Annotated in this window: 18 protein-coding genes; 2 read left to right on the top strand and 16 right to left on the bottom strand. The window is 38.6% G+C overall.

Annotated elements, in window-relative coordinates; genetic code table 11:
- Positions 1–32: 32 nt before the first annotated feature.
- The 16 genes from BZG01_RS13895 to BZG01_RS13820 all read right to left on the bottom strand — a co-directional run bounded on the left by BZG01_RS13895 (position 33) and on the right by BZG01_RS13820 (position 21,612).
- Positions 33–1,253, bottom strand: coding sequence for a PQQ-binding-like beta-propeller repeat protein (locus BZG01_RS13895; protein WP_101310444.1), 1,221 nt, complete (start codon positions 1,251–1,253; stop codon positions 33–35).
- Between the two features lie 123 nt (positions 1,254–1,376).
- The gene (locus BZG01_RS13890) at positions 1,377–4,661 is read right to left on the bottom strand and encodes an FtsX-like permease family protein (protein WP_101310443.1); all 3,285 of its coding nucleotides are present in this window, start codon (positions 4,659–4,661) and stop codon (positions 1,377–1,379) included.
- A gap of 74 nt (positions 4,662–4,735) precedes the next feature.
- Positions 4,736–5,434, bottom strand: a complete 699-nt coding sequence (locus BZG01_RS13885) for an ABC transporter ATP-binding protein (protein WP_101310442.1) — start codon at positions 5,432–5,434, stop codon at positions 4,736–4,738.
- A 96-nt stretch (positions 5,435–5,530) separates the two neighbouring features.
- On the bottom strand, positions 5,531–5,770 hold the full coding sequence (locus tag BZG01_RS13880) for a hypothetical protein (protein WP_143470918.1): 240 nt from the start codon (positions 5,768–5,770) through the stop codon (positions 5,531–5,533).
- Between the two features lie 19 nt (positions 5,771–5,789).
- The gene (locus BZG01_RS13875; RefSeq protein WP_101310440.1) at positions 5,790–6,953 is read right to left on the bottom strand and encodes an outer membrane protein assembly factor BamB family protein; all 1,164 of its coding nucleotides are present in this window, start codon (positions 6,951–6,953) and stop codon (positions 5,790–5,792) included.
- Positions 6,954–7,197: 244 nt separating this feature from the next.
- The gene (locus BZG01_RS13870) at positions 7,198–8,745 is read right to left on the bottom strand and encodes a 2Fe-2S iron-sulfur cluster-binding protein (RefSeq protein ID WP_101310439.1); all 1,548 of its coding nucleotides are present in this window, start codon (positions 8,743–8,745) and stop codon (positions 7,198–7,200) included.
- 96 nt (positions 8,746–8,841) lie between these two features.
- Positions 8,842–11,184 (bottom strand): NAD(P)H-dependent oxidoreductase subunit E, encoded by a 2,343-nt coding sequence (locus BZG01_RS13865; RefSeq protein ID WP_218973115.1) that lies wholly within the window; start codon positions 11,182–11,184, stop codon positions 8,842–8,844.
- 2 nt (positions 11,185–11,186) lie between these two features.
- Entirely contained in the window at positions 11,187–13,067 is a 1,881-nt protein-coding gene (locus BZG01_RS13860) for an outer membrane protein assembly factor BamB family protein (protein ID WP_101310438.1), read from the bottom strand.
- A 214-nt stretch (positions 13,068–13,281) separates the two neighbouring features.
- The gene (locus BZG01_RS13855; protein ID WP_101310437.1) at positions 13,282–14,544 is read right to left on the bottom strand and encodes a 4Fe-4S binding protein; all 1,263 of its coding nucleotides are present in this window, start codon (positions 14,542–14,544) and stop codon (positions 13,282–13,284) included.
- Between the two features lie 9 nt (positions 14,545–14,553).
- Positions 14,554–15,114: a 4Fe-4S dicluster domain-containing protein gene (locus tag BZG01_RS13850; RefSeq protein WP_101310436.1), complete on the bottom strand. Its 561-nt coding sequence runs from the start codon at positions 15,112–15,114 to the stop codon at positions 14,554–14,556.
- Positions 15,115–15,192: 78 nt separating this feature from the next.
- Positions 15,193–15,393 (bottom strand): hypothetical protein, encoded by a 201-nt coding sequence (locus BZG01_RS13845; RefSeq protein ID WP_101310435.1) that lies wholly within the window; start codon positions 15,391–15,393, stop codon positions 15,193–15,195.
- A gap of 3 nt (positions 15,394–15,396) precedes the next feature.
- Positions 15,397–16,359 (bottom strand): NHL repeat-containing protein, encoded by a 963-nt coding sequence (locus tag BZG01_RS13840; protein WP_101310434.1) that lies wholly within the window; start codon positions 16,357–16,359, stop codon positions 15,397–15,399.
- Between the two features lie 11 nt (positions 16,360–16,370).
- On the bottom strand, positions 16,371–17,795 hold the full coding sequence (locus BZG01_RS13835) for an outer membrane protein assembly factor BamB family protein (protein WP_101310433.1): 1,425 nt from the start codon (positions 17,793–17,795) through the stop codon (positions 16,371–16,373).
- Positions 17,796–17,870: 75 nt separating this feature from the next.
- Positions 17,871–19,094, bottom strand: a complete 1,224-nt coding sequence (locus BZG01_RS13830) for an outer membrane protein assembly factor BamB family protein (protein WP_101310432.1) — start codon at positions 19,092–19,094, stop codon at positions 17,871–17,873.
- A 27-nt stretch (positions 19,095–19,121) separates the two neighbouring features.
- Entirely contained in the window at positions 19,122–20,372 is a 1,251-nt protein-coding gene (locus BZG01_RS13825; protein ID WP_101310431.1) for an outer membrane protein assembly factor BamB family protein, read from the bottom strand.
- A gap of 25 nt (positions 20,373–20,397) precedes the next feature.
- The gene (locus tag BZG01_RS13820; RefSeq protein WP_101310430.1) at positions 20,398–21,612 is read right to left on the bottom strand and encodes an outer membrane protein assembly factor BamB family protein; all 1,215 of its coding nucleotides are present in this window, start codon (positions 21,610–21,612) and stop codon (positions 20,398–20,400) included.
- 490 nt (positions 21,613–22,102) lie between these two features.
- Between BZG01_RS13820 and BZG01_RS13815 the strand changes: the two genes are divergently transcribed.
- Complete coding sequence (locus tag BZG01_RS13815) at positions 22,103–22,807, top strand: hypothetical protein (protein ID WP_101310429.1); 705 nt, start codon at positions 22,103–22,105, stop codon at positions 22,805–22,807.
- A 342-nt stretch (positions 22,808–23,149) separates the two neighbouring features.
- Positions 23,150–25,375: an alpha-L-rhamnosidase-related protein gene (locus BZG01_RS13810; RefSeq protein WP_101310428.1), complete on the top strand. Its 2,226-nt coding sequence runs from the start codon at positions 23,150–23,152 to the stop codon at positions 25,373–25,375.
- Positions 25,376–25,388: the final 13 nt, after the last annotated feature.

Genomic DNA, 25,388 nt, shown 5'->3' with positions numbered 1-25,388 from the left:
TTACCTTTTTATTGATTCTCCCAATCAATTATTTAATTCTTAATTGCCTTAATATCATATGCCAGCAGAGCATCTCCATGACGGATGTATAAAACACCATTGTTGATTACCGGCTGAGCAAAATGCTCTTTGGTTCCTTTGGTCACTTTAAATTTACTTACCAACTCCATACTTTCAGGTGTTACCTTTACCAAGCCAACCTGACCTCTTTCGTTGTAACAGTACAACATTCCATCGGCAGCAATAGTTGATCCACGACCAAAACTTAATGTATCCCGAGTCTCTCCGGTCTCAGCATCAACACTCTTCCAAACCTTCTTGCGATGACCTGATGCGATGATTTTGCCATTTAATTTTACAGCACCCCCCATAATATTGTCTAAATCTTTATTTCTCCACACTTCCGTGATTTGACTTCCGTCTTCAGAAACTTTCATTTTTACGGTTCCATTACCACATCCGGTAACGTAATACAGGTAACCATCTTCAAAAATTGGTGTGTTTCCATTGATATCGCAAAGCGTATCCTGCAGTTCTGTCCACAATAGTTTTCCTGTTTGCGATTCGATACCCATTAAAGCATTGTCTGAGAAAGTTACCAAAACTTTTCGAGATGGAAATTCCAGTAATAATGGAGAACAATAAGCAGAAATCTCACCAACTCCCGGGTTAGTCCAAACCATTTCGCCGGTAAATCTATTTAAGGCAATAATATTGTTTTCGGCTCCGCCAGGTGCAGCAAACACCAAATCACCATCTACCAATAAAGATTGAGAATATCCAAAACGAGTATTCTTGCCTTCATATTTTTCCAACATATTTACTTTCCACTTCAATTCACCCGATTCAGCATGAATACAGGCAATATCACCCATTCCTGAGGCAACATATACCAAATCATCAACCACAGTTGGAGCTGAACGACTTCCAATAAAGTTTTCCATCCAATCTGTTCCAAATTCAGTTTCCCAAAGTATATTTCCCTGCAAATCAAGAGATATCAGGTAAGCAAGGCTATCAATTTCACCATTTAAATACATTGTATTCTCACAAATTACCGGTGAACCATAGCCATTGCCAACACTATCAATAGACCAAAGCAATTCCGGACCATCAGCAGGCCATTCTTTCAGTAAATTGGTTTCGTTATAAGTTCCGGAACGGTTCACACCTCTCCATTCACTCACTTTTTTCTGTTTGGCGTTACAAGCAAACAAGAGTACGGCAATAATTAGGATGCTTAAATTTTTCATGTGTTTATAATTTTAAGTTTTTGCCACATGGAACTTATCATGCTGGAATAATCATCTTCCTGTGTGCTATAATTACCTGGCATGGACGTTTCATTGGGTTAGTTTTAGTATGATAGTTTAGTTTTATTCATTCTTTAATGCTTCAACAATATTGTATTTTTTGATTTGTCGTGCAGGAATCCAAATCCAGATCAATCCACTGATTAAAATACCAAACAGCAATGTCAGGATATATCCTACCGGCATATGAAATGACGGAGATAACAGTGATGGAAGCACTCCAATTAATGCTGCACCCAGTCCACAAGCCAATCCGGCAAGCAATAGAAATAGATTCTCGTAAAACAGCAATTTGAAAATACTATTTTGCTGATAACCGATTGCAGAAAGCAAAGCCAACTCCTTTTTACGTTCCATGATGTTTCGCATCAGAACAATTCCTAATCCTATGGTTCCGATGATTACACCCAAGCCTCCCAAGAACATAAACATGCTTAAGTAGGTATTTTCAACCGAATAAAAAGCGGCCAAACGATCGGATGTTTTCATTCCTGAAACACCCAAGTCCTGAAGGTTATTTTCAAACTTTTGCATCAATTGGCCATCACTATCTTTCTGTGAATCAATCAACAATACTTTTGATCCGCTAATTGATGGAAAGTGTTTTTGAAACTGATTATCAGAGATTAAGATGTTCCCCTGAAAGATGGAATTGTTCAAACCTCCCATAAGAATCAATTTGATGTCTTTTCCGAATTCGTTTTGATAGATCAAGGTATCGCCAACTGCTTTTTTCAAGCCCCAAACAATAACTGTCTGATCGGCATAGGCAGGAATCACATTTTCTCCTAAATCTTTATTCAAGACTTGCCATGGATGCTCAGAATCGACATCGCCGGTGAGTTTTGCAAACGAAAAAGCACCTTTTCGATCCAGCAGCAAAGGATCGAATCCCAATATTTTTGGTTTCTGCACCTGATTTAGATTCAAACAACTGGCATCATCTCCTTCCAAGGCTCTGAACTGTACAAATTGTGTGGTGGAATCGAGATCGCCTTTCCAAAATCCGGCTTTCTCAAGTCCTTCTTCAGTATTTAGATCAAATAAAACAGGCATCGTGCTTTCTATCCAGTATTCATAACCACCTGTACCCGATTTGTCCGCATTTTCGGTATCAAAAAATGTTTTGCGGTTGGCTCCCGTAATCAGAACAGAGAATGTGCCCAGAGCCAATAATGCTACACTTGCTAAACTTCTCCTGCGGTTTCGTGCACTATTCTTTATTGCCAGCTGCAATAAAGAAGGTGTTTTACTACTTCTGGTTGAACTCAATTTTTGCAAGTACATGTAAACAAAAGCACAGGCTCCAATCATAAACAAGCCTCCGGCAGACAGCAATAATTCAGCATTTTGATCCAGAGAGGATGCAAATGCATAGGCAATCATACCGGCAGTACCTATCATTGATAAAATCCCTATTACTAAAGAAATCCGATTGCTTTTAGCAGAACTGTTTTCATCAATGGTATTTTGAATGAGCGCGCTTGCTGTTTTCTTTAGCTTTTTACGTGTAAGCCACCAAATACAAAGCACAGCCACCACCAAGCCAATTGCAAAACCTGCAAACAATGTCGTTCCGCGCAGATGAACACTCAGCATGTTGGTACGAACCACATCAGTCCACACCGAATTTAAAGCTTTTAACAGCAGGTGGTTGTATAAAACACCACCAAAAACGCCAACCAATCCTCCAACAACTACAGTCACTAATGATTCGTAAATTCTGATTCGCAGTATTTGAGATTTAGGGAAACCCAAACTCAGGAGAATCCCATTTTCCTGACTTCTGCTATCGAGATTTAAAGAATAAATTAGGATGGTTAACAATACTCCTGCAAAAATGATGAAGAAGCTGAGACTTAGGAACAACTCACCAAAATCGACCATATTATTTGCCGCCGAAACACCTTCACTATGAACATATACGAAGCTCAAATTAAGCAAGTTAGGACTCATCACCGAAAGCATGAGTTTCTCTAAATCGTTCTGATTCAATTCCTTTTCATTAAATCGGAACGCAGTATATTTTCCATATTTATTGCTCCACAATTCAACTGCTTTTGCCGGTGAAATAAATGCTTTGGGAGTTCCCTTGTACTGCTTCCAGTAGTCTTCGTCTTTCGGACGGATTTTGGAAAAATCAACAGGAACACCGGCTTCCCACTCGTTACAGCTGCCTGCATCTGATAATCCCGGAAAGGATGGCATCATGGATTGATCCAGCAAATCACTATCCAAAGGCAAAATTTCCTTGACCACAAATGTCTGCTTCTGTTCTTCCAGAGCTCTCAAGGCTCCTATCATAAAGTAATCGAGAGATATGGTATCTCCTGCTTTGGCATCCAGATCGTCAGCCAACCATTGATTGATAATCATTTCCCCATCAGACAGATTCGACAAGCGTGAATCACCATTGATGGCAGACACAAACGAGTAAGGAGTTTCTTTCTCCTTACTGCTGATGCGGTTCACAAAGTAAGTCAAGAGCGATTGCTGATCAATTGCGATTTTCTCTATTTCATCTGAAATTGGAGTATCGATAAACACACGATCCGAAATCAATTCCAACTGATCTTTTCTTGTAACAGAACGGATTTCAAGACCAGCATCTTGCAATCGCCAATGTCTTTTCAGGCATTCTTGAATTTCATTTTGCGTGTGATCGGATTTTCCTAAAAGAAGAAGATTTGCTTTTCCTTCCAATTCCATTTCTTTGTCCAGATAATCTCTTGAAAGAAAAACATTGTAGGGTGCAAGCTGATTATTTTTTAAGCTAAAGCGACCCAATTCCTGATTTTCTGCAATGGATTTTACCTTTACCCGCAAAGCGATTGTCTGATCTTCATCAGAAACAAAAGGAGCATTGGCGGGAATCAAACTGCCTTTTTCAACCCGCAGCAGAAACTCATCCCCAATTTTCAGGCTCATTTTATCTGCCAGATTCGAACTGACGGATGCTTCCCCATCTTTCAGGTCTGTTTGCTGAGCAGAAGAGAATTTCCAAAATTCCTGATCAACCCCATAAACCTGAATATTGTTCGTTCGAGTATTATTTTCTGGTTGAATTGCAATTCCTTTTACCTGTAAAAGGGCAGTAGCATTCCCATTTAAATCTGCCTGTATCTCTTTTGCCAATTCAGCACGAACATATCTGTCGCCGGTAGGCATGGCATATTCCACCTTACCCAAACGAAGGTTTACCAGATCGTGCAAGCTGTATTTTACCGAATCACCAATAATTAGCGCACCAGTAAGAACGGCAGTACTCACAATTGTTCCCAAAAAAACAGCAAAATGCTGCTTTCTGAAGAACCAAAGGCTTTTAATGATGTATTTAAAGATATTCATGTAATATCAATTAGTAATTAAGAATGAGAAATGAATAATTATTGTCTTTAATAAACCTCAATTTCTTTTATTAATTATTCATTACCAATTGTTAATTGTTTTAAACTTCCTTCTTCCAATTGATAAATCTTCTTCATCTTTTTTGCCAAATCCATTGAGTGAGTGACTACAACTACCGAAACACCTTGTTTCTGATTGATGCTCACCAATAAATCGCCCAATTGCTCTGCAGCTATTTTATCCAGCGAACCTGTTGGCTCATCGGCAAGAAGCAGATTTGGCTCGTGAATTAAGGCACGAACTACCGCTGCACGCTGGCACTCTCCACCCGACATTTGTCCCGGACGCTGGTAAATCAATTCTGATAATCCAACAAAATCCAGCAGTTCTAATGCTCTTTTTTCAGCTTCCTGCTTCTGCTTTTTATCCTTTACAGGGATAAATGGCAGCAAAACATTCTCAATCAGATTCAACTGAGGCAGCAAGTGATGCGACTGAAAGACAAAACCCAAATTCTGATTGCGAAAATTGGCCAATTCCTTCTCATTCTTCTTCGATAAATCTTCCCCGTCGAAAATCACACTGCCCGAATTGACTGTATCCAAAGAACTAATCACATTCAGCAAGGTACTTTTCCCCGATCCTGACGGACCAACAATAGCAATGCTATCCCCCTTTTCAACAGCCAAACCAAGATCATCCAATATGATTCTCTTTTTATCGCTACCTGAGTTTTGGTAGTATTTACTGATGTTCTTTAGTTCTACAATCATATCATTTTCCTAATTAAATTCCAGACCTGACAGGTTTTTAAAACCTGTCAGGTCTCAAAATATCAATATTTGCTCTTAATGGAGCATTTTTTCGTTCTATGCAGTTCCTGCTTCGTTAAAATCAGCCTGTCCTTCGATGTATTTTACCGTCCATCGGGAAAAATTGCCTTCCATCGCATAAAACAGACTCCCATCGGGGGAATTCCATCGTCCATCGGGCAAAACAGTCTCCCATCGCCTAAAGTAAGCCTCCCATCGGGAAAAATTGCCTTCCATCGGGTAAAACGGTCTCCTATCGCTTAATTCGGTCTCCCATCGGGGTAAGTAGCCAACCATCGCAAGGCTTTCAGCGTTTTTACTTTTCTCCAAAAGCATAAACACTTCCATCCATGCAGGCAACAACAATCATCCCTTCCACCACAGCAGGCGTTCCTACAATGGCTCTTCCAAGTTCGTAAGCCCAAACTTGTGTGCCCGTTTTTCGATCCAACACATATATTCTGCCATCTCCCGAACCAATAACAACCGAATTACCAGCAATTACAGGCGATGCTTCAATTTTATTTTTGCTTTTGAATTGCCATTGAATGTTCCCGTTTTCTTTATCGAAACAGTAAACCTGTCTGTTTTCAGCGCCAATAATTACCTGATCGGCAGATACCGAGGGAGAAGCCAGATAGGAAACCGCTCCCTCTTTCTTCCATTTCACTTGGTTTTTTGCATAATCCACACAGAAAAATTCACCATCGTGATTTCCGAAATAAGCCTGATTTCCATCCAAAGCAACCGATGAGGCAATGTAAGTGGCGATATCCAATTTGTTTTTTGCCTTCCCTGTTTTCACATCCACTTGATGCAGAAAACCATCGCAACCGCCAAACACGGCAATTTCACCATTGCAGGAAGCGGCTCCGTTGATGTAATTATCAGATTCATACTTCCACTGCAGTTGGCCTGATTTTGCATCAACACAGTGCAAATTAAAATCGTAGCTTCCGAATAAAATTTTCTTTTGTTTGCTCGATTTATCGGTAAACCAACTTGCCGATCCCGAAATCTGACCATCGGTCGTATATTTCCACTTCAACTCACCGGTTGTTGCATTTAAACAATAAAAAATTCCTTCCAGGGAACCAAAATAAACGTTTCCATCCAGATACAATGGCGATGCTTCCACCGATGTTTTGGCATCGAACTTCCATTTTAGTTCGCCGTTTTTTGAAATTGCGTACAATTTCCCATCATTAGAGCCAACAAATATGTTTCCGTTACTGATAATGGGTGATGATTTAATGGCATCGCCTGTTTTGAAGCTCCACAATAATTTAGGCGCTTTGAGTGCATTGGCTTCTGTTATCCCGCTAAGGCTTGAATTGCCACGGAAAGACAGCCAATTGTGCTTGTTTTGTCCGAATGAGGAGGCTGATGCACAAATAATCAAAACCAGCTGGAATAATAGCCTTTTAACCCGTCGATTGACAAGATGTGAGATGTGAGATATGAGATTTGAGAATTTCATAATTTCTAATTGTAATCACCTGACTCTTACAGGTTCAATAACGCTGTCAGGTCTTTCTTTTTAATTATAAATTGATAATTCGTAATTAATAATTTCTTTTAACCTCATCCCCCAGCCCCTTCTCCTAAAGGCAAAGGGGAGTTTAGCATTGAAAACAATTTCATGTTCCTCATCCTATTTTAATATTCTAAATTTCCCTCTCCTCGAGGAGAGGAATTAAGGGTGAGGTTTTAACTATTAATTCCTAATTTGTGCGAAGCGATATCGCCCCCGTAGGACAAGCCACTGCGCACTCTTTGGCTGCAATAGTCAATGCTTTATTAATATCTTGATTAAAAGGTACCGATACTTTAACGGTAAAACCCCGTCCGATATTGGTCAATCCTGTTTCTTCCTTGTGTTTACCGGCAATTTCGATGCAAAGTCCACACTTAATGCACTTTTCAGGCTCGTAAATAATACTCTCATGATTGCAATATTTCACCACATTATTTCGCTCACCAAATGAAAATCTTCTGCGATCGGCATTGTGTATGTCTGCACAAACACGAAGCTTACAATTGTCCAGTTTGCGGCAATCGCAATGCAAACATCTGGCAGCTTCCTGCATGGCCTCCTCTTTCGTAAATCCCTTTTCGGATTTTGCCTCCACACGATCACCCGAAACCGATTCTTTCAAATACTCACTCATCTCTTCTTTTCGCAGTGTTCCAAATCGTGAATTGAAAGTTCGTTTTGTTGCTTTTCCTTCTCCATTTCGTAAAAATTCATCGACTGACCATGCTGTTTCTTTTCCCATTGCCACGGCTTTCACAGCCATTTTTTGAGTACGGATTGCGCTGCCTGTTGCAAAAATTCCTATTTGATCGGTAGCGAAAGTGTCATTGTCTACCCATAAGCCAGTCTTCGCTGATTTTAAATCCAAATCTTCAATATTTTCAAGTGCACTTCCTGTTGCCAGAATTACAGCATCAAAACCGGATTTAATCTGTTCCCAGTTCTCTTTTTCAATTTTTTGATTGATATGAAAAACGACACCAAATTGTTTCAATATTTCTATTTCCTTTGTCAGGATACTTTCAGGCAACTCTCCTTTTTCGATGGCTTCAAGCAAACTTCCTCCCAAGCGGTTTTCTTTCTCGAATAGCTCGCAAGTATGTCCCTCTTTTACCAAATGATAGGCTGCCGATAATCCGGCCGGACCGGAACCAATAACCGCAACCTTTTTGCCACTTGCCTCTCTCTTCTCTGGCAAATAGAAAGACTCCTCTTCATCTGCAGAAATTCGTTTCAACAGGCAAATGGAAACTGCCTGATCGACATCCTTACGTCGGCAAACTTTCTCGCAGGGAGCGGAACAAACATGTCCTAAAATCCCCGGAAGGGCAATTTCCTCTTTTACAATCTTCAAAGCCTCATCGAATTTACCCGCAGCAATGAATCGGTTCATTTTCGGTATGTCCATATATGCCGGACAAGCCACCCGACAAGGAGCCTCGCAATCTCCAACATGATCGCTCAATAACAATTCAACAGCCTCCTTGCGTGCTTCAAACACCTCAGCATCATTACTGGCCAAATTCATTCCTTCGGTTACAATGGTAGCACAGGAAGGAAGCATTTGCTGATTCTTGTTGTTTCGCACCATACAAACCATGCAGGTTGGATGATTGCTGCATCCCTCCAAATAACACATACTGGGAATCTCAATCCCGATGGAACGTGCGGCATTCAAAACGGTCGTTCCTTCGGGAACATTAATGGCTATATTGTCTATTGTTAGTTTTGGCATTTTGTATCGTAATTCCTAATTGATAATTCGTAATTAGTATTCATCAATTCAAGACGCTGACAGGATCTTCGAGCGCTGTCAGGTCATCTCTTCTGCTTACTTTATCTCCACAGCATCTACCGGACAAATTTGTTTGCAGATATCGCATTTAATGCACAATTCATTGTCGACCTCGTGCAATTCGTAAGGTTTTGCTTTGATTGCATCTACAGGACAGCGTTGTGCACATTTAGTGCAACCTGTACAATTGTCGTTTATTTCGTAGCGAATTAAGTCCTCGCATTTCCCAGACGGGCATTTGCCATTAATATGCGCTTCGTACTCGTGCCGGAAATACTTTAAGGTTGATAATACTGGATTAGGAGCTGTTCTTCCCAAACCACAAATACTTCCTTTTTGAGTATTTATGGCCAACTGTTCCAGCAGATCCAAATCGCTCAATTTTCCTTTTCCTGTCTTTATCTTTTGCAGGATTTCCAACATACGTTGTGTGCCAATTCTACAGAATGTGCAACGTCCGCAAGATTCTTCCTGAGTAAAGGATAAAAAATAGTGAGCAATATCCACCATACAGTCCGATTCGTCCAAAACGATCAATCCTCCTGAGCCCATCATGGCTCCCACTTCTTTCAAAGAATCAAAGTCGATTGCTGTATCGGACATGGAAACAGGAATGCAGCCACCAGAAGGTCCACCAATCTGAACCGCCTTAAATTGTTTTCCATTGGCAATTCCTCCGCCAATTTCTTCTACAATTTGCTTGATCGTAATTCCCATAGGAACTTCAATCAATCCTCCTCTGTTAATTTTTCCTGCCAAGGCAAACACTTTTGTTCCCTTGCTTTTCTCTGTTCCGATTTTACTAAATGCTTCCGCACCATTTCTAATAATGTATGGAATCAAAGAAAAAGTTTCTGTATTGTTGATTAGAGTGGGTTGATCCCACAATCCTTTCTCTGCCGGATACGGTGGCCGCAGCTGCGGAATTCCCCGTTTTCCTTCAATAGATGCAATTAAGGCAGTCTCTTCACCACATACAAAAGCTCCCGCTCCTTCGAATACTTTCAATTCAAAAGAAAAATCAGAGCCTAAAATGTTTTTCCCTAACAATCCTTTACTTTTGCAGATCTCCAGACCTTCCTTAATCCGCTTTACCGCCAGTGGATATTCTGCTCGAATGTACAAACGACCTTCGGTCGCACCCACTGCATACGCACCAATTAGTATTCCTTCAATAATTCGAAACGGATAAGATTCCAATAACATTCGATCCATAAAAGCACCCGGATCTCCCTCATCACCGTTACAAATAATATATTTTAGATCAGACTTTGCATTCTGAACCATTTTCCATTTGATTGCCGAAGGAAAACCGGCACCACCTCGACCTTTTAACCCACTTTGCTCAATTTGAGAAATAATTTCATCCGCCGAAAGTTCATTTAAACATTTTTCTAAGGCTGTAAAACCTTCTTTTGCTTTGTATTCATCAAAATCGGAAGGCATAATTTCTCCACGATATTCTGTTGCTATATTAACCTGTCCTTTCAGGAACTCTGCAATTGGTGTATGTTCTTCATTCACATTGTATCGATTCGTACTTTTAGGAATATCAGAAAATGTAAGGTTTTCAGCATAATTGTAAAAGCGGTTTTTAAATCGACTCATCCAATTCTCCGATCGAAAATGCTTTTCAATGATTTCACCAACTTCATTTGCATTGATTTTCGTGTAGTAGGCTGCTTCTTCCCCATTTTTATGGATTTCCATCATGGGAACCTGATTGCAAACACCAACACAGCCAACCTGTTTCACATCTACTTTAATCTTGTTCTCAGCCAATGTCTTTTCCAGTTCCTCTTTTACTCCCGAACTACCGCTTGCAATGCAACAGGAACCTAAACCAATTCTAATTTCACCCTGAGAGATCCCTTCTTCAGTTACTTCTCTCACAATTTTTTCTTCGCTTGGCGCCAGATTTTTAAAATCCTCTATAATTTCAGCTACTTTGCCAGTTTCAACATGACCGTAAGTAACCGCATCAATCTGAACCACTGGTGCGAGTGTACAACACCCCAAACAGGCAACTTCTTCAACCGTAAAAAGCTTCTGAGAATCAGTATCCACACCTTTTTCCAAACCCAATTCGCGGCGAAAACCATCGTAAACCTGTTTGGCTCCTTTTACATGACAAGCTGTACCAACACAAACCCGAATAATATGTTTCCCCACCGGCTGATGACGAAACTGCGAGTAGAAAGTTGAAATCCCGGTGATTTGAGCTTCTGTAATGCTTGTAATTTCACAAACTCTTTTTAAAGCAGATTCGGGTAAATAGTTAAATTTCCCCTGAATTGCCTGCAAAATTGGAATTACCTTATCCGGCTTTTTTCCAATATCAGCAACAACTCCATCAACAAAATCGATCATCTTCTCCATATCTATTTCCCTATGCAATAAAGATTTTTCTCTCCACGAATGTACACTCTGCCATCTGCGAAAGCTGGCGATGCGTCAGATTTTTCGCCCAAAGCTGATGCTGCAATTTCCACATATTCCTTCTCTGCCTTAAAAATGTGCATTACTCCTTTTCTATCCATCAAATAGATTTTACCATCTGCCAATATAGGTGATGCATAAAATCCACCATCAAACTCCTTTTCCCAAAGTATTTCACCCGCTTTGGCATTGTAACAGGCAACAGCACCGTAACTGGTTACCACAAACAATAAATCGTTGTAAGCAATCGGACTCGGAACATCGGAAAGATAATCATATGCTTCCCAAAGTATCTCAGGCTTTTCTCCCGGTTTTATTGCCACCAAACTGGCGTATTCGTTTAAGGCAAATACAATTCCGTTTGCATAAGCAACCGAAGGGCCAACCTCACCCGTTATGCAATCTATTTTCCACAATTCCTTTCCTGTATGCACATCGTAAGAAGCAATGCAAGGATCAGCCGCGAGTATTATCTCAACTTGTCCTCCGTTATTTACAATCACAGGAGATGACCACGAAACTCTTACCTTACGCACTGTGCTCCACACTTCTTCTCCACTTGAGGTTGACAAAGCCATTACTTTCGAGTTTTTTTTCTGATCGTACTGAACAATCAGCTTGTCTTCAAAAACAATCAAAGATGATGAATGTCCGTAATGATTATCAGGGACACCTAAATTTTTCGCCCATTGCTTTTTCCCATTCATATCTACTGCAATCAGATCGCCATTTGAGAATATGGCAAAAACCGAGTTTCCATCTGTAGTTACCGTCGATGCAGCATGACCGGTATCCGGAGTAACTTCCGGTGGATTTGCCGGCGATCCTGAAATTTGATCCGCCTTAGCAGTCCAAAGTAATTTACCGTTGTTTCTATCGTAGCAATAAACTTCACGACTTGTTGCATTTGCTCCGGAAAGGAACAATTTGTTTCCCCATATTACAGGTGAATTATAAGCATGGATAGGAACTGGCTGTTTCCACAGGATATTTTTCCCGCTTGCTCCATCCCACTCATTTGGGATATTTTTTTGATAAGCAATTGCATTTCCTCCCGGTCCTCGAAAAGATGGAAAGTTTGCCATCATTTCTTTCGTTGGATATGTTCCTTTGTATGAATTGGTTTTCGCTTTTTCTGCTGCAACTTCTTCCTTCTTAGCAGCCGGAACAACAGTTTCCTCTTTTGGAGTCTCTTCCTTAAACTCTTCTTCAACTTTCTCTTCAACAACAGGCTCTGCTATTTCTTCTTTTACAACAACCTCAACAACAGTTGCATCCGCTTGATTCGTTTCAACTTGCTTGGCTTTCGTGATTGCAGTAGCCTCGGTAAATTGATTTCCCAACTCCTTATGTGTCAAAAACGCAAATATCATTGTGATTCCAACCATTCCAGAACCACCAATCACAATCCATTTCCTTGCTTTTTCTCGAAATAGAATGATATTCTCTTCTTCCTCTTCGGATATCTGAGGTAACTGTTGCTTCCCTGCATAAAATAACTGCAAAGCGATGGCTGTAACAATAATGCCAAACAGAAATAAATATCCTCCGGCTTTTACCTGCCACTGATTTGTGAAATAGGCTTTGCGCACCAACAAATCCATTTCACGGATTTGCTCCCGCAGTTGATCATCATTAGGATTATCATTCAGGCGATCAACCAAACTGTTAATCACTTCGGTATTTACCGGATCAATTCTGTTGATCTGAATGTAATTCACCAAAACCAACATGCAAATTATGAAGGAGAATGTTCCTGCCACCATTGCAATGCCTTTCCACAGAGATAGGTTGGTACGATTTATTTTAAATTTGTCAGTCATAGATCAATTTTTTACCACAAAATCTTATCATTCAATTAAACACTTACAGGTCTTCGACTCTGTCAGGTTTCTCTACCTGATTAATTCTTCTTTTTACTTTGTGCTGCTTAGTGCTATCCTTTGTTTTTCTTTGTGGTTAATCCTTCTTTTCACCACAAAATCTTATCATTCAATTAAACGCTTACAGGTCTTCGACTCTGTCAGGTTTTACCTATTATTTTTCTACAGGACAATATTTCAAACAGCGTGCACAACTCACACAAGCCCCTTTATCAGGCGAATAATCTTCACGATATTGGTATCTTGATAATCCGGATAAGGCCAAACCAATAACCAAACCAATAAAAGCGCCAAGAATCCAACCGCCGTAATAAAACTGCTTTACGATTTCGGCAGCTTCCAAATACAGTTGCTCAACTGGCTTTCCTGAAGTTCTGAATCCTTCAATTTCCAGACTTTCTTTCATCGTTTTTGAATCGAAATGAAGCATTTCATCTGCCAAACGAACTTTAGAATTTACTTTTGCCAGATTTTCATGAAAATTTGCACCTGTCCATCCGCCAACAATCATTAATGCAGGAATAATTAAACTCAATAGAATAAACCTTCGCGTAGCAGATCTCTTGTCTTCCATTTGTTTCACCACAACAGGTTTGTTGATGGCATCCAAAGGACATGAGTTCTCACAAAGTTTGCATTGAATGCAATTAGAAGGTGTTATGGTCAAATGATTTTTGGAAACTCTGCTCACTAAATTCAAAAGCACACCATATGGACAAAAAAACCGACAATAAGGTCTTGCTATAAAAATGCTGATTAGTAAAAAAGCTGCTCCTATAGCAAACATGAAAAATGTTGCATTAAATCTGAAAATCCCCACGAATGGGTCGTACCTGCAAATGATAAAATCGGTTGCTGTAGCTGCATATAAAACCGATAATCCCAAATAGATGAATGGAATTAAACCCAATGCTTTCTGCAACCACTTTTTCAAAGTTACAGGACGCATCAAAAAGACATCTTGCACTGCTCCGAGCGGACAAACACCGGCACAAAATGTTCTGCCAAAAAAAAGCGTATAAGCTAAAGGAATCACAAAAAAAGCCAAGGCAGATAAAGGAATGTGATAACCAGGATTGAATAAGGCCAGAACAACATTCTGAACAGAACCCACAGAACAGACACATCCTTCCCTGAAAAAACCAAAATATAAAATGGAAAAAATGGATACTGCAACGACTCCGGTTCTTGATCTTTTCTTTAAGATAAACCAGGTAATCAGACTAAGTACTGCAATTAACACCAATACATCCAATAAAGCAAACATTCCATCACGTGGCACCGGCATTGATGTAACCGGCTGTGCATAACCCGATTCAAATTCGGGTTTAGGGAAACGCTGCTGTTGTGAAAAGGCTGCAAATTCCATTCCCACAAAAAATATCAGTAAAGAGATAAAGGCTAAGCTTTTCTTCATTGTGATCGATTATATTTTTTTATTTGTTTTAAAACCGGCAAACTTATAAGCTTGTTCAATTGGCACTCTTGAAAATGCATCGGAAGGACAATCTCTGGCAATGGCGCACTGATTGCAATTCACACAAAGATCGTGACTAACCTGAAGCTGCAATGAACCGTTTCCAAATGCACCACAGCCCTTCACACATTTTCCGCAACCAATACACAGCTCATCAATAATTTCATATTTGAAAAACGGATCTTCCACATAAGATCGTTTGATTGCTCCGGTAGGACAAAGCTGATTTTCGGCACCGGTTGATAAATTCTTTACATTTGGACGAAAATATCCTCCACACAAATCACAATATCCGCACATATCGTAAACATGAATGCATTTCACTGCCGATGGTGTCACCACACAACTAGTAGCACAACGTCCGCATTGCGTGCATTTTGCAGGATCTAACTGCCAAAGAAAATCTCCTTTTTGGCTTTTTACTGCCAAAACTCCTGCAACACCCACAATACCAGCTCCCGCCACAAAACGAAAACAGGTATTGAGAAAGTCTCTTCTGTCTTTTTTCATCTTTTATTCAAAATCAAGTAACAAAACATTATTTGTCGCTCACACGACTCTGACAGTTTTTTTTTAACTCTGTCAGGTCTATTTGGATTCTTTAAATTTTACACCTTCCGGAAGTCGGCAAGCTTTTAGCTTATCGCAGCCTTTGCATAGAAAATCAAAATCGCAAGAAGCTTCTTCACCTCCGTAATTTCGAAGAATCAGAGTTCCGCTCATCACAGCCAAACTTCCTAAAAGCAAGCCTCTAAATCCATTTCTTAAAAATTCTCTTCTGTTGATCATCGTTTATTTTGCTTCAAATATTCGTATCATTTTCTGTACAGGATCCAAAACCAGAATCCTATCCTTAGAATCAACTGCAAGGTCAATACCAACTGTTCCTATTTCAAATAATTCAGGAGCTGCAACAACCGATTTAAAATCACCGGAAGGCAAATGAATTTTCACTCTTTCCAGCCCTTTCTCTGCCGTTACAAATGAACCATCAGAAAGCATTGCTGCATTGGAAGGATTGCAACAACCACTAAAACCATCCAAACTCATAGAAGTTCGTTCCCATGAGGAAATTTGCACTCCGCTGGAATTGTAGGCTTCGAAAGCATGTCTGCCCGGATTTACAACCCAAAGCTCACCTTGTCTGCCCATCAATAAATCAAAATACGGACTTGGAATTACAAAACCTTTGATTCCTGCCTCTGGATTTTTTCCACCAATTTCGTTTATTTTCTCTCCTTCAATATTGTAATGATGTACAATCTTTTGTCCTGCATCAGCTACGTAAACATTGTCTCCATCAATAGCAATTGAAGTAATGAATGCTTTTTCACCTGCAACTATAAAACTGTTTCGAAAACTTCCATCCGGTTTTCTGATATCGACACGATTGCCCAGACCAACCAAAATATTTCCATTTTCCGCTACCGTTAGGCATCGGGCATTTCCTTTCATTTTTAATGAGTTGATTTGTTTTCCATCTGAATCTAAAACCAATATATTTTCATCAGTAGTCACATAAATCTGATCTTTGCCATCAACTGCAATCCCATGAAGTTCATTGGCCTGAATCTTAATTTGTTTTACTTCTTTATGACTAATTTTTGATGAATCAACCTTTCGTAATTCTTTCAAATCGTATTCATAAACATTTTCCTGTGGTTTATTTTGACTGACAAACAAATCTTTTGCCATAATAGCAACAACAACAAGTAGTAAAACTACCAAAAGCCATAATATCAATTTATTTTTCATTGTAGTTCTATTTAATTTGCTCTAACATCAATACACAAAAGATGCTTGGAATCCCGCATTAACAATCTTCCATCGGTAACAACCAAAGGTCCCCAGGCATCGTGCCCATCCAAAACTTTCGTTTTATCCAACAGTTCAAACTTTTCAGTGCTTGCTTTGGCTATAGTCAAAGTACCATCATCTTTCAGAATAAAGAACTTACCATCAGCAACAATATAAGGTCCCAAACCAAAGCGATCATTCGTTCCGCTTGTCCATATAATTTTAGTGCAATCATTTGGATCACAGCAGACAAATCGATTTCTCATTCCTCCGGCATCCTTAGGTAAGATAGCAAACATACGATCTTTGTAAACGATAGGTGTTTGCTGCTCGGAGGCAACACCATCTTTCGGTTTGAATTTTTGAAGCGCAGCCACTTTATATGAATTTCCATTCTTTTTGACCTGAAATAGAATTGAGCCTGCACCATAACCAGCAGTCATGAATATTTTGCCGTTTTTCAGTACAACAGGCGATGGAGCAACTACGGATGGAGAAAAATCTTTTGTTTTCCACAGAATTTGTCCTGCATCATCGCCTTCGGCTGAAACACCAACAATTCCTCCAACAGCAGCATAAACCCACATCTTTTTCCCATCAAAAGTCATCGGCATAACCGATGAATGAGACATTTGCCAATTATCGGGGTTGGGTGTTTCCCAAAGCACTTTTCCTGTGGCACAATCGACAGCAATAAGCAGTGATTTTCCACCCGGAGCCAGAATAACAGTATTGTCATCCAAAATAGGACACTGACCTGTATACCAAAAAGGAATCTCTGACATATATTCTTTTACCAGATCGAGTCCCCATAGGAACTCACCTGTATTAGGATCGGTGCACATAACATGACAACGCGGTCCCATGGTAACAATATATTTATCATTGATTGCAGGAACCGTTCTTGACATTCCGTGATTTCGCTTGATATGAACCCGATACCATCTGCGCCAAAGCTCCACTCCTGTCTCCAGAGAAAAACAACGCAAGGCATCAGCCTTTTTCACTTCATCGTAATCAAGAACATAAACCTTTCCATTATACACAACTGGTGCAGCATGTCCTTCGCCCAATTCAACCTGCCAATCAACTTTTGGACCAGCTCCCCAATTATTAATTAGTTTTGTTTTATCAGTCGAAATGTTATCCGATTTTGCTCCTCGAAATTGAGTCCATTTCCCAGTTAAATCTGAAGAATATTCAGAATAAAAGTCAAATCCTTCTCCTATCAAAATTCTTTCAGAAGATTCACTCTGTGCAGGGCGATTATCCATTCCAGGGATATTGGCATGAATATCCTTTACAGGATTGTAAGCCAACCAACACACAAACAATATCCCTGCTACAACAACAGACAAGAGAATTAATCCTTTTTCGCTTCTTTTCGACAGCATATTCAGTTATAATATCAATTTGTTTTTTCGCAGATTCCATCAACATCTGCCAAAGTAAATTACGCCTTTTAGGTATCAGGTATTCACTATCGAATACACATACATTCCATTGGCATATCTAATATACATCTTCCCTTCTTTAATAACAGGATGAGCAATATGATCCCTCTTCACCCCCGGGACATGGAAACGACTCACTACCTCAAAACCATTCGCCATAGGTTGAATTAAAGCCAACTCGCCAGAATAAGCGTAACAATAAATCATACCGTCGGCAGCAATCACGGTACCAGGTGCCAGATCTTTCACAGTTTTCTTCACCTCACCGGTTTTCATATCAACACAAGAAAAACTCTTCGTCGTATAATCTGTTCCAAATAAATTCTCATCAATCAAAACTGCACCGCCATGCTCTAAATCGAATAAACCACTTGTCCAAACCTCTTCTACCGCTTGTCCATCGTCTTTTATCTTTAGCATTACGCTTCCAAATCCCCAACCATTCATAGTAAATACATAGTCATCCTTATAAATCGGCGTATTACCATGAATACCATGAGGATACTTTAATTCATAACTCCACATTAATTTGCCATTATCCGGATCGATGGATATCAATGACTTCGCAGTATTGGTAATCAAGTATTTTTTTTCTTTATGCGTGATTATCAAAGGAGAACAATAAGCACTTTTCTCACCCACTCCTGCACTCTTCCAGATAAGATCACCAGTATCTTTATTCAATGCAATTACATTTGCGTCAAGGCCGCCAGGCGTACAAATTAACTTGTCGTCATCAATTAATAAGTTCTCAGTAATTCCATAGAAAACATTTTGCCCGTCGAAATCACGAAACAAATCCTTGGTCCAAATAAAATCGCCCTTTTCTGCATCAAAGCAGATGAGTTTTCCTAATCCGGTCAGTAAATATCCTTTTCCATCATAAATCTGAGGTGTTGAACGTCCACCGGGGAAATTCTCTGACCATTCTTTACCATATTCCTTTTTCCAGATTAAATTACCACTTAAACCGAAAGAGAAAATATAGCTCATACTATCGATGGTTCCTGAAGTATATACCTTATCATCTGTAACAGCCGCGGAAGAATAACCTAATCCTAAATCCTCGAACTTCCACAAAAGCTCAGGCCCATTTTCAGGCCAAACTTTAAGAAGATTAGTTTCCGTATAAATTCCATTTCTATCCGGACCACGCCATTCGCTTTGCTGAGCTGCATTCTTACACTGAACTAGTAATAAAGAACTAAACGCGACAAAAAAAATATTTATAAGTTTCATGAGACTTGGGTTAGGGTTTACTATATTTTACTTTTCTTTAATAGAATATGCCATTATAGCAGTGGCATGACGAACATATAATACGCCATCATTAATTACCATGTGAGCCCAATATGGACCTTTTCCATATGGTACTTTAAACGAACTTATTACTTTAAATTCTTTCGGGTCTGCTTTTACCAGGGCTACATTACCATCTTTCTCATCATAGCAATAAAGCATTCCTTCAGCCGAAATGATTGAACCTTTATTTTCCCACTCAGTCTCATACATTTTCTTACCTGTTTCCCATTCCATGCAAACCCAATATCCATTTCTATTATTGATCCAATTTGCACCGTATATATAACCATCCCGCAGAACAGCGCCTCCATGATGAACATCCAATAATGAATCTACATACGAAAGTTCAACCTCCGAGGCTTCTTCATTTAAATCAAGCATTACTGAATGATGGTCATAACCATTGGTTATAAATATTTTTCCGTTTTTGTACAATGGTGTATTGGTATTGATATTGGCTTTCCATTCTCCGGCAGCATAACTGCCGTAATCAAATTGCCAGTCAATATTTCCATTTTCTGGATTAACGCCTATTGCATTGTTTTCTGTTACAGTTACGATTTGTTTCTTGCCATTTCTATCAATTAAAAGAGGAGAAACATAGGCGGATTTATCATCTAAACTTTTCGATTCCCAAACGGTTTCTCCGGTCATTTTATTCAACGCAATCATCGTTGTTTTCTTTCCGCAAGGAGTATAAAAAACCAAATCCTTATATAGAAGCAATGATTCAGAAATCCCCCATTCCCCGCACTCTCCTTCAAATATTTCATTGGCCTTTTTCTGCCAAATCATCTCTCCGGAAAGAGCATTTACACAGGCTAAATCCCCTCTTCCGCTCGACAGATAAATTCTTTCATCCTCAATAGTTGGAGTACAACGGGAATCAACAAATGATGCATCCCATCCACGGCCATAAGGAATTTGCCATTTTAATTTTCCTTCCATATTAATGGCCACCAAGTAATCCATAGAGTCCTTTAATCCGGTAAGGTAAACAGTATTATGAGCGATTGCAGCTGAAGAATAACCTGTAGGAATACCATCCAGATGCCAAAGCATTTTAGGGCCTTCCTCCGGCCATTCCTTTAGCAATCCAGTTTCAGCATAAACGCCAGATCGATTTGGGCCACGCCATTCGCTTTTTTGTATTTCTGTTTTGCACTGAGTCAGAACACTTATTAATGCAATACTGACAAGTAGTAGTCGATTCATACGTTTGATAGGTTTTGTATTGTTCTTAGTTTGCTTTAATTGAATAGGCCATCAAGGAACTTCCATGACGAACATATAGTCTTTTATTATTAATCACTAAATGAGCCCAATGTTGTTTTTCACCAAAAGGAACCCGAAACGAACTCACTTTTTCAAAACTTCCATTGCTAACATCAACAAGAGCAACTTCTCCGCTATCGCCGTAACAATACAATTTGCCATCAGCATAAACTACGTTCCCATTGCTTAACATTTTAGCTGAATGCAATACTTCACCAGTTTTCCAATCCAAACAAAACCATTCACGATTAGTGTGCCCGGAACCATATATCTTACCATCAAGCAGAACAGCTCCTCCCATCTGATTATCCATCAACTCATTTCGCCAAACCTCTTTTACGCCAGCTCCATCTTCAACGAGTTCAAGCATTACTCCTCCTTTACCATATCCACTAAAACAAAACAGATACCCATCTTTATACAAAGGAGTGTTTGGATGAATTGAATATTTATTGGGATGATCAAACGACCAAAGTAAAGTACCGGTTTCAGCATCAACTCCAATTATTGAACTACTTGTATGAGTAACCAATAAATTGCGGTTTGCCAACTTTATTAATGCAGGAGAACAATAAGCTGATTTCTCGCCATTTCCTTTTGCTTTCCAAATTAGCTGGCCCGATTTTCGATCTAATGCAATCATACTAACTTCTGAACCTCCTGGAGTACAATATAATTTATCTCCATCTGCAACAAGATTCTCTGTTATTCCCCAACGGGTATTTTCAGAACCAAAATCCGTTAGTATATTTTTTGACCATAGAATGTTTCCATCAGCAACACTCATGGCTGTAATTTTTCCCAAACCGCTCATCACATAAACGATACCATCATAAACCATTGGACTTGTGCGCACACCGTTATAAGAATCCATCCATTCTTTACCATAAACCTGCTTCCAAAGCTCTTTGCCAGAATGATCCAATGCAATTACAAAACCATTTTCAAGTTCTGTACCCCCTATATAAACAGCATCTTTAGTTATTGCGGCTGAAGAGTGTCCTTCACCTAAACCTTCAATATGCCATATTAATTCGGGTCCATCAACCGGCCATTTCTGCATCAATCCGTCTTCCTGATAGATTCCATCACGATTCACACCTCTCCACTGCGCATTTTCCTGAGCAAAAGAAGTACTGACAACAATTAACAATACAAGTAATACAAAATATTTTTTCATTATAACGGGCTTTATTCAATATTAAATTACATTCTAATTTTCTAAAGATACAGGCTATTCCATTGTTTTAGAAATTAACATAGCATTTCAACTTAAATCTATTTCAGGTCTAAATAAAAACAAGACATAATATGCAACACTTATCATGCCAGAAGAACCAAATATCTTAACATCAAAAAGGTGTTAAATTCATACTTATTTAGATTTAAAAAAAAACGCACGCTTACGAACAATCACTGTTCAAATGCGAACTTTAAAGACTCACAGGTCTTTTTTAATTTACAGTACATTTACTGTAAAATAAACTAAATCAAATAAATAAATTCGGCTGGAATAACGCAATTAAATTATTCAAACAACCAAAAACAAGGGACGTTTAACAACTTTTTAACGCCTCTTTAAAATCAAAATAAATAGACAACTGTATAATTCCTTATTTTTCTATTTGATTTCTATTATCTTTAAAACATACACTAATACAAAAAGCTACATGAAAAGATCAATATTACTGACGATTTTAGGACTTGCATTTTTTTCATTTGCATGTCAATCTAAAAAAACTGAAAATCAAGAAGCTACTCTCCCACTTGGAGTTAGTAAAGTTTTGGTAAAAGAAACATTTAATGCTGGTGGTTATACCTATATAAACGGGAATAACGATTTATGGCTGGCCGTTGGTCAACGACCAATAGAAGTTGGCAAAGCGTATTATTATAAAGGCGCATTGGAAATGAAAAATTTTCACAGCAAAGAATTAAACCGCGACTTTCCTGTTATTTATTTCTTAAACACCATTTCTGACACACCTATTGAAAACAATATGCCGATGCAAGCCTCTTCGATGAAGAAACAAAAGGCTAAAAGAATTGAAGTTTCAATAGAAAAGACGAAAGGAATAACAAGTATTTCTGATCTCTTCTCAAAAAAGGATGAATTTTCGGGTAAGCAGATATCTGTGAAAGGAAAGGTTACCAAATTCAATCAAAACATTATGGGTAAGAACTGGATACACATTCAGGATGGTTCCGATTTTGAGGGTAATTTTGATCTTACCATTACCTGTAAGGATGTTGCTTCTATAGGGCAAATTATTGAAGTGTCAGGAACAATTGCATTGGACAAAGATTTTGGAGCTGGCTATACTTATGATGTAATTATGGAAGAGGCTAAAATTCAGAACACAGAAAGAAAATAAATAACAATACGAATGAAATAAATATGTTTATATATTGTTTTACATTTATTTTCTACATAAATTTAATTAAACACTTTCTTTTAACTACATACAACTATTTATCACAACAAAAAAGCGGCTTTGGTCGCTTTTTTTTTAATGACACAATTATTTGACTTAATTGTTGCATTCAAGACTCATTCAAATCCCAATATATGTAATGATAACAAACTGCAATTCATCCATTGCTATTTTTTGAACAATTCGCATTCTTATCAACAACTTGTACAATATTATTTCTTAATATCTGTTATTAGTTTTCCATAATTTGTTACTTTTAAAAGCATATCAAAAACACTACAAATGAAAAAATGGTTTTTCATTCCATCCCTGATTTTTATTACAATTCTACTCTCAATTGTACTTTTAAATCAATGTAATCCTGAAGATTACATTTTGTATCAATCTTCAGACTTTACAGTATTCCCTAATCGAATAGAGCAAGGAGAACATACTGCTATAGCACACAACAATTCGCACATCAGCTCTAATTACCCGGGATTGAATAGTAAAGAATGGCAACTTAATACCAACTTAAGCAAATACCCCAAATACGAATCAAATCACGTTTTACTCAACGCAATTTATCAGCTTTCGCTTGAAGAGATAGAAAAGAATATTGCTCCCAACACAACTTTTAATACAGGTGAAAAATGGAATGGTGTTTGGACCCGCGACATCAGCTACAGCGTGATTTTAGCCCTTGCCATTACTAATCCTGAAATTTCTAAAAAAAGTTTGCTGAAAAAAGTTAAGCAGGGAAAAATTGTACAGGACACAGGCACAGGAGGTTCCTGGCCGGTAAGTTCTGATCGAATGATCTGGTCAACGGCAGCCTGGGAACTGTACAAGTCTACCGGAGACATGGATTGGTTGAGGAAAGTTTATTTCATCATTAAGAATTCTACTGAAGATGATCTGAATGTGGTTTGGGATTATCAGAAATATCTATTTAAAGGAGAATCTTCTTTTTTAGACTGGCGGGAACAATCATATCCAAAATGGATGGAACCAATTGATATTTACAACTCCTATAATTTGGGAACTCAGGCAGTACACTACCAAAGTCTGCAGGTATTGATGAAAATGGGAAAAATACTTGGAAAAGATGTTCAAAAATATCAGGATATTTCGGAGGCCTTAAAAAACAGCCTGAATGAAAAACTTTGGTTGCCCGAAAAAAAATATTTTGGACAATATCTTTACGGAAGAAAGAATCAATTGCTTTCGGATAAATCGGAAACTTTGGGTGAGGCACTTATGGTTCTATGGGATATCACCAATGAAGAAAGACAAAAAGAGATCATATCAAATACTCCGGTTACCAAGTTTGGAACCCCATGTTTCTATCCTCAGATTCCAAACATACCAGCCTATCACAATAAGGCAATTTGGCCTTTTGTTCAGGCTTATTGGAATTGGGCTTCAAGCAGGACAAATAATGTTGAAAGTGTTCAATGGGGAATTGCCAACATACTGCGGTCAAGTACACTCTTTCTCACCAATAAAGAAAATCTTTTAATTAAAAATGGTGATTTTAACGGAACTGAAATCAATTCTGACCGTCAACTTTGGAGTGTTGCCGGTTCCTTATCTACTTTTTACCGGATTCTAATGGGAATGAATTACACAGCCGATTATTTAGAATTCAGACCTTTTATCCCGAGAGAATACAAAGGCAAACAAAGTATCAAAGGACTTCGCTATCAGAATGCAATTTTAGACATCGAAATTTACGGCTTTGGCAACAAAATTAACTACTACTCCTTAGATGGAAAATATTACCAACGTCCCATCGTACCAAAAGAAATGGAAGGGAAACACAAGATTGAAATTAGAATGAACAATCAGTTGCCTGCCAAATCAGAAATAAATTTGGTAGATAATATGGTGTCGCCCGAAACTACTTCGCTCCGCTTTATTGAAAATCAATTGTTATGGGATAAAAAAGAAAATGCGGATCATTACCGTGTATACCGTAACGGAGAACTCCTTCTGCAAACCGAAGACAATTATATGTCAGAAGTACACATTAGCGAACCCAGCGAATTTCAAATTCAGACAGACGATGGTTTGGGAAATTTATCGTTCTATAGTGAGCCACTGTATGTATACGATTCCAATTATGAAAAACATATTGAAGCTGAACAATTTGACTCCAATGCCAAAACCTCCTATGTTGAATTGAGCAAGAAAAAAAATCGGGAATTCTATTTCAACATTCGAATTCCTAATGAAGGAAAGTACTATATCGATTTTTTATACGCAAACGGAAATGGCCCTGTAAATACCAACAACAAATGTGCAAATCGTAGTTTATGGGTAAATAACAGCTATGCCGGAAGTCTCGTATTTCCGCAACGTGGCGAAGGTGACTGGAATAATTACGGCTACTCCAACTCCTTTCTCATTGATCTGACAAACAGAAATAATTTCTTTAAAATTAGTTTTGAAGAATTTAATAAAAACATGAACCAGGAGGTTAACACGGTTCGAATAGATAAGATTCGAATAATTAGAATAAGATAAATATTTAAGGTTT

The sequence above is a fragment of the Labilibaculum manganireducens genome (assembly GCF_002843385.1).
In the GTDB taxonomy this organism is placed as follows: domain Bacteria; phylum Bacteroidota; class Bacteroidia; order Bacteroidales; family Marinifilaceae; genus Labilibaculum; species Labilibaculum manganireducens.
Note: the sequence above shows the minus strand (reverse complement) of the source record. Positions and strands in the feature narration are given on the sequence as shown.